Genomic DNA, 6,826 nt, shown 5'->3' with positions numbered 1-6,826 from the left:
GGGGTGGCGAACGAGGTTCCCGCGTAGGCGGCCTCATAACCGATGGCGCGGTCGTATTCGGTGGCGTGGCCGATGGATTCGTGGATGGTCAGCCACAGGTTCGACGGGTCGATCACCAGGTCGGTGGGTCCCGCCGAGACACCGGGGGCCTTGGTCTTCTCGGCCAGCAGCGACGGCAGCTGCGCCAGCTCCGTCGACCAATCGACCACGTCGTCGCCCGCGACGACCTCCCATCCCCGCGCCGTCGGCGGCGCCAGGGTGCGCATGGTGTCGAACGTGCCCTCCGCCGCGTCGACCGCGATGGCCTCCAGCGTCGGCTGGATCCGCACCCGTTGTTGGGTGATCGACGAGCCGAACGTATCGGCGTAGAACGCCTGCTCTTTCACCGCCTGCAGCCCCGCCGACACGTGGTCGACGCCGTCGGCGGCGAGCAGACGCCCGGAGTACTCGTCGAGCACCGCGATCTTGTCGGCGACGGGCACCTCGAACGGGTCGATCAGGTAATCGGACACCCACGTTGCGTCGGAGTACACCGGCTCGGGGGCCAGCTCGATCCGCTCGGCGTTCAACGACGCCAGCGTGGTGGCCACCCGAACGGCCCGGCGCGCGGTGTCGGCGGCCACCCGGGGATCGAGCTCGGCGTGCGACGCGAACCCCCACGTGCCGTCGACGATCACCCGCACCGCCAGCCCGATCTCGCGGGTGAGCACGGATGTCTCCAGCTCACCGTCGCGCAACTGCACGACCTCGGTGGTGATGCGGTGGATCCGCACGTCGGCATGGCTGGCGCCGGCGGTCACGGCCGCCGACAACGCAGCGTCAGCAAGCTCGCGGCGCGGCAGCGCGAGGAAGTCGGCATCGACACGGCGGGGCGCTGTCACGCCTCTACCGTAGTGGCATCACTGCTCCCCGGCCGGGATGGCCTTTAATGACTGGGTGAAGCGTGGCGCGCGGGCACGGCAGGCCGCGCTGGGATATGCCCTGCTGGCGCCCAGCCTGTTCGGCGTAGTCGCGTTCCTGCTGCTGCCGATGCTCGTCGTGGCCTGGCTGAGCCTGCAACGCTGGGACCTGCTCGCGCCGATCGAGTATGTCGGACTGGCCAATTGGCGTTCGGTGCTGACCGACTCGTCGTTCGGCACATCGCTGGTGGTGACGGTGCTGTTCATCGGGTTGGTGGTCCCCGTGCAGACCGTGCTGGGGCTGTTCGCGGCGGCGATGTTGGCGCGCGGCCTGCCGGGCACCGGCGCGTTCCGCACGCTCTATGTGCTGCCGTGGATCTGCTCCCCGCTCGCGATCGCCGTGCTGTGGCGCTGGATCCTTGCGCCCACCGACGGTGCGGTCGGCACGGTGCTGGGGCAGCGCATCGAGTGGCTGACCGATCCGGACCTGGCGTTGCCGGTGGTGTCGGCGGTGACCGTGTGGACCAACGTCGGCTACGTGACGCTGTTCTTCCTGGCCGGCATCCTGGCCATTCCCGTCGACGTGCAGAACGCGGCCCGCACCGACGGTGCCACTGCCTGGCAGCGGTTCCGGCACATCACTCTGCCCATGCTGCGGCCGACGCTGTTCTTCGTGCTGGTCACGGGAATCGTCAGTGCGGCGCAGGTTTTCGACACCGTCTACGCCTTGACGGGAGGCGGCCCGCAGGGGCGCTCCGACCTGGTCGCCCACCGCATCTACGCCGAGGCGTTCGGGGCGGCGGCGGTCGGGCGGGCCGCGGTGATGGCGGTGGTGCTCTTCGTACTTCTGGTCGGTGTCACCATCGCCCAGCACCTCTACTTCCGTCGGCGGATCAGCTATGACCTCACCTAGCCGGGCGATCTCGAACGCGGGCGTTTACCTCGCGTTGGCGGTCGGAGCGGTGATCACGCTGGTCCCGTTCGGGTTGGGCCTGCTCACCTCGTTCACCTCCGCGCGCCAGTTCAACACCGAGTCGCCGCTGTCCCTGCCCACACCACCGACGCTGGCCAACTACACCGGCTTGGCCGACGCCGGGTTCGGCCGGGCCTTGGTGGTTACGGCGTTGATGACCGCGGTGATCCTGCTCGGGCAGCTGGTGTTCTCCGTGCTCGCCGCGTATGCCTTTGCCCGCCTGGAGTTCCCGGGCCGTGACGCGTTGTTCTGGGTGTACGTCGCGACGCTGATGGTGCCCGCCACCGTCACGGTGGTGCCGCTGTACCTGATGATGGCCGAGGTCGGTCTGCGCAACACGTTCTGGGCGTTGGTGCTGCCGTTCATGTTCGGCTCGCCATACGCGATCTTCCTGCTTCGCGAGTACTTCCGCACCATCCCCGCCGATCTGATCAAGGCGGCACGCGTCGACGGTGCGAGCACGCTGGACGTCATCGTGCACGTGGTGCTGCCCGCCAGCCGCCCGATCCTGGTCACACTCGCGCTCATCACCGTTGTGTCGCAATGGAACAACTTCATGTGGCCGTTGGTGATCACCAGCGGCAGCGCATGGCGGGTGGTGACCGTCGCGACCGCGGGCCTGCAGTCGCGGTACGACGGCCAGTGGACGCTGGTGATGGCGGCGACGACGGTCGCGATCGTGCCGTTGATCGTGGCGTTCGTCGCGCTGGGGCGTCACATCGTCTCGTCGATCGTGGTGACGGGGATCAAGTGAAACCCAAGTTCTCGACGGGGTTCACTGCAGCGCTCGCCCTGATCTTCGCGGTGCTCATGGCCGCCGCGGTCCTGCTCGGCCGCACGGGAGACTCGGACGGTCGGACCGTGGTGACGGTTCGGCTATGGGACGAGCAGGTGGCCGCGGCGTACCGGCAGTCGTTCGACGAGTTCAGCCGCGAACACCCCGACATCGAGGTGCGGGTCAACGTCGTGGCCTACAAGTCCTACTTCGACACACTGCGCACCGACGTCGCGGGCGGCGGCGCCGACGACGTGTTCTGGCTGTCGAACGCCTACTTCGCCGGCTACGCCGACACTGGCAGACTCCTGGACATCGGGCAGACGCTCGGACCTGGCGCGTCCCGAGCCTGGGACCGGTCGGTGGTCGCACAGTTCACCCGCGGCGGTGTGCTGTGGGGCGTGCCCCAGCTCACCGATGCGGGCATCGCGGTGTACTTCAACGCCGAACTTCTCGACGACGCGCGAGTCGGACTTGCCGAACTGCTGCGGTTGCGCTGGTCGCCGGGCAATGGCGACACGCTCCGAGGGCTGCTGGCCCGCCTCACCGTCGACGCCGACGGGAACCGGGCCGGCACTCCGGGTTTCGATCCGGGCCGAGTCCGGCAGTGGGGTTACAACGCGGCCAACGACTTGCAGGGCATCTACCTGAACTACGTCGGTTCGGCGGGCGGGGTGTTCCAGGACGGCGACCGGTTCGCGTTCGACAACGCGGCGGCGGTGCAGGCATTCGAGTATCTGGTCGGACTCGTCAACGACGACCACGTCGCTCCCCCGGCGTCCGACACCAACGACAACGGCGACTTCTCCCGCAACCAGTTCCTCTCCGGAAAGATGGCACTGTTCCAGTCGGGTACCTACAACCTGGCCGCGATCGCCGATCAGGCCCGGTTCCGGTGGGGTGTGACGATGCTGCCGGTCGGCCCGACGGGTCGGGTGAGTGTCACCAACGGCATTGCCGCCGCAGGCAATTCGGCCACCAAGCACCCCGAGGCGGTGCGGGAGGTGTTGGCCTGGATGGGCAGCTCGCGTGGCAACTGGTACCTCGGCGCCAACGGCGCGGCAATCCCGGCGGTGATCGCGGCCCAACCCACCTACTTCGCGTACTGGGCGGCCCGCGGCGTCGACGTCACCCCGTTCTTCAAGGTGCTGGACGGACCCCGCATCCCGGCGCCGGGCGGCCCCGGCTTCGCCGCGGGGTACCAGGCGTTCAAGCCTTATTTCGACGAGATGTTCCTCGGTCGTCGCGACGTGGCCGACAGCCTGGCCGCCGCGCAGTCGGCGGCCAATGCGGCCTCCGAACGCTAGGTGCCTACGAGTAGGGGGTGGCAGCGCGCGTCGCGGCCGGATTCGTTCATGAGCGTGATCTCGGCGGGGTGTTCGCCAGCTCGCGCATCTCGGTGATCGCCTGGGTGGCTGTCGGTGCGCCGTCTGGATCGATCAGCGATTGGATCATCAATCCGATCAGGATCGCCAGTGCGATCGAGCCGCCCATGTCGGCGCGGGCGCGCCGTTGGCCCTCGGCCAGACGTGTTCGTAGCTCGTCATTGCGTTGGGCCGCCACGATCGCTTCGAGTTGTGATGTCCACAGCGCCTTGTCGGTCGCGAAGGAGTCGATCAGTGCCCGCCACCGATCGGCGGGCGCAGCTGACTGCCCGTCCGGCGCCATCCGCGAGTCCAGTTCGTCGAGTTCCTCAATGAGTGCCTCGACGAGAAGGCGTTCACGGCTGCCGAAGTGGTAACCGATGGCCGCATGACTCACGCCGGCGCTGGCGGCGATGTCGCGCACGGTCGTGTTCGACCAACCACGTTCGACCAGGCACTGCTTCGCGCCCCGCAGTAAGTCCTCACGGTTGCCCATACGTGCAGGTTAACCGCCTCCATCGAGTTGCACAAATGGATTGACCATATGGATTGACCGGATGGTCAAGTCAGGGTTACGGTGGCAACCACCCTGATCGACACACCAGGTCCCGCCATCTACACCCCACCCCAGGAGGGCCACGCCATGGCGCACGCAGTTCTTGATCGCTTCGAGCGGATCGCCGCGCAGCTGGCATCGACCGCCGACGAATCCGAACGTCTCGGCAAGCTCTGCGACCAGAGTGTGTCGCTGATTCGTCAGGCCGGGGTCATGCGGATGCTGCAACCGACCGACTTCGGCGGGTATGCAGCTCACCCCCGCGACTTTGCCGAAGCGGTCATGGCGGTCGCACAGGTCTGCGGCTCCACGGGCTGGGTGTGCGGCGTCGGTGGTGTGCACCCGTGGGAGATGGCGCTGATGGACCGGCGACTACAGAGCGAAGTGTGGGACGAGGATCCGGACACCTGGATCGCCTCCCCGTACGCCGCGCAAGGCATCGCCACGCCGACCGACGGTGGCTACGTTCTCAATGGCAAGTGGAATTTCTCATCCGGCACCGACCACTGCGACTGGATCTTCCTCGGCGCACTCGTCGGCGCCGCCGACGGCAAGCCCACCCAGCCGGTAAAGGTCCTCCACGTCGTACTGCCTCGCACGGACTACACGATCGTCGAGGACTCCTGGGACGTCATCGGCCTCTCGGGTACGGGCAGCAAGGACATCATCGTCGACGGGGCGTTCATTCCGGCCTACCGCACGATGGACTCCGAGCGGGTGGCCTCCGGGGCCGAGATCGCAGAGGAAGCCGGCCGCAGCGAAACGCTCTACATGCTTCCGTTCTGGGCGATGTTCCCCCTCGGAATCACCGCGGCAGTCATTGGTATCACCGAGGGTGCGCTGGCGGCTCATCTTGATTACCAACGGAATCGGGTGAGCGCCACGGGCACCAAGATCAAAGATGACCCGTACGTGCTGTAGGCGATCTCAGAGGCCGCCTCCGAGATCGCCGCGTCGCGACTACAACTGCTCGACGGGATCAGCAGACTCTACGACCTCGCAGACGCCGGTCGCCTCATCACGTTCGAAGACCGTTCACTGGTGCGGCGTAACCAAATCCGCTCCGCATGGCGCGCCGTATCCGCAGTCGACGAGATCTTCGCACGCTCCGGCGGTAACGCTGCGCGCAAGACCAATCCCCTGCAACGGTTCTGGCGCGACGCCCACGTTGGACTGGGGCACGCCATTCACACCCCCGGCATGATCTATCACTCCACGGCCTTGACCACGATGGGCATCGACGCGCCGGGACCACTACGCGCCATGATCTAAGCCTGGCTTCTGCTACACGCGCCGACCGCTAGCTCGTCGCGAGCGGGCTGAACAGCTCGACGTACATCGACAGGCCGCACAACGCCAGCACGATCGCGAAGGCCACCGCGTCAGGCCATTTCGGCCGGGACGGCAGCGTCGAGATCTGCCCCGCACCGCCCCTCGCCGTGATCGCATCACCCATCTCGTCGGCGCGCCGCAACGCCACGGTGATCGCGGCTGCCAGCAGGTCGACGAGCTCAGCCGACCACCGGTGGCGGCGGGCGTGTCGGGCGTCCTCGCGCGGGCGCAGCCTGCGCGCGGCGAACAGGATGCGGAACTCGTCGATCAGCATCGGGAACGCGCGCAGCGCCAGCGCCAGCGCGACCGCCCAGTCGTCGACGGGCACCCGCAGCCGCCGCAACGGGCGACCCAACTTGGCGACGGCAGGCGCGATCTCGGCCACATTCGTCGTCCAGGACACCAGGGCGCCGAGCCCGAGCAGGACGATGGACAGCACCGTGATCCGCAGGAAGTTGAGCACGCCGCCAAGACCGACGGTGACCGTCCCGACGGTCACCTCCGGGCTGCCGCCGGCGAACGTGGCGGTCAGGCAACCCAGGAACAGCAGGGGCCACAGCCAGCGCGGCATGGACGGCAGCGCGCCGCGGGGCACCTTGGCCAGCCGCGCGGTCACCAGCACCAGCACGGCCACCAGCCCGATCGGTATCCAGCCTGGGTAGTACGTCAGCAGGACACCGATCCCGGCCACGACGATCAGCTTGGTCCCTGCCCACAGCTGGTGTACGACACTGCGTCCCGGCACCGGCCGCAGCAGTACCACCGGTCGGCGCTGACGTCCGGCGGGCGCCGTCATGACATGCCTCCAGTGGTGGTCGGGGTCGCGGCGATCGCACCGTCGCTCAGGTGCAGCGTGCGGGGACACAGCTCCTCGAGTCCTTGGAAGTCGTGGGAGATCACGACGACGGTCAGGCCGGCGCGGCGCAG

General features: G+C 67.9%; 6 protein-coding genes and 1 pseudogene. 4 read left to right on the top strand and 3 right to left on the bottom strand.

Annotation, left to right across the window (positions count from 1 at the left end):
- The coding region (locus tag QOC69_RS03170) for a PmbA/TldA family metallopeptidase (protein ID WP_526436267.1) at positions 1 to 881 on the bottom strand (881 nt) is incomplete at its 3' end.
- Between the two features lie 55 nt (positions 882 to 936).
- Between QOC69_RS03170 and QOC69_RS03165 the strand changes: the two genes are divergently transcribed.
- The 3 genes from QOC69_RS03165 to QOC69_RS03155 are packed head-to-tail and all read left to right on the top strand — an operon-like array spanning position 937 to position 3,954.
- Positions 937 to 1,812: a carbohydrate ABC transporter permease gene (locus tag QOC69_RS03165; RefSeq protein WP_526436265.1), complete on the top strand. Its 876-nt coding sequence runs from the start codon at positions 937 to 939 to the stop codon at positions 1,810 to 1,812.
- A complete protein-coding gene (locus tag QOC69_RS03160) occupies positions 1,799 to 2,626 on the top strand; it encodes a carbohydrate ABC transporter permease (RefSeq protein WP_526436263.1) in 828 nt (275 codons plus the stop codon). Before QOC69_RS03165 ends, QOC69_RS03160 begins: the two co-directional genes overlap by 14 nt.
- 56 nt (positions 2,627 to 2,682) lie before the next feature.
- Positions 2,683 to 3,954: an ABC transporter substrate-binding protein gene (locus tag QOC69_RS03155; protein WP_526436269.1), complete on the top strand. Its 1,272-nt coding sequence runs from the start codon at positions 2,683 to 2,685 to the stop codon at positions 3,952 to 3,954.
- Positions 3,955 to 4,000: 46 nt separating this feature from the next.
- On the opposite strand, the gene QOC69_RS03150 is transcribed toward QOC69_RS03155, so the two are convergent.
- Complete coding sequence (locus QOC69_RS03150; RefSeq protein ID WP_526436261.1) at positions 4,001 to 4,507, bottom strand: TetR/AcrR family transcriptional regulator; 507 nt, start codon at positions 4,505 to 4,507, stop codon at positions 4,001 to 4,003.
- A 147-nt stretch (positions 4,508 to 4,654) separates the two neighbouring features.
- Here QOC69_RS03150 and QOC69_RS03145 point away from each other — a divergent pair.
- Positions 4,655 to 5,839: pseudogene (locus tag QOC69_RS03145) on the top strand (acyl-CoA dehydrogenase family protein).
- A 28-nt stretch (positions 5,840 to 5,867) separates the two neighbouring features.
- Here the strand turns inward: QOC69_RS03145 and QOC69_RS03140 are convergent.
- Entirely contained in the window at positions 5,868 to 6,695 is an 828-nt protein-coding gene (locus tag QOC69_RS03140; RefSeq protein ID WP_526436259.1) for an energy-coupling factor transporter transmembrane component T family protein, read from the bottom strand.
- Between the last annotated feature and the right edge of the window lie 131 nt (positions 6,696 to 6,826).

The sequence above is a fragment of the Mycobacterium sp. genome (assembly GCF_032162105.1).
GTDB lineage: Bacteria > Actinomycetota > Actinomycetes > Mycobacteriales > Mycobacteriaceae > Mycobacterium.
This window is presented reverse-complemented; position numbering and strand designations above follow the sequence as displayed.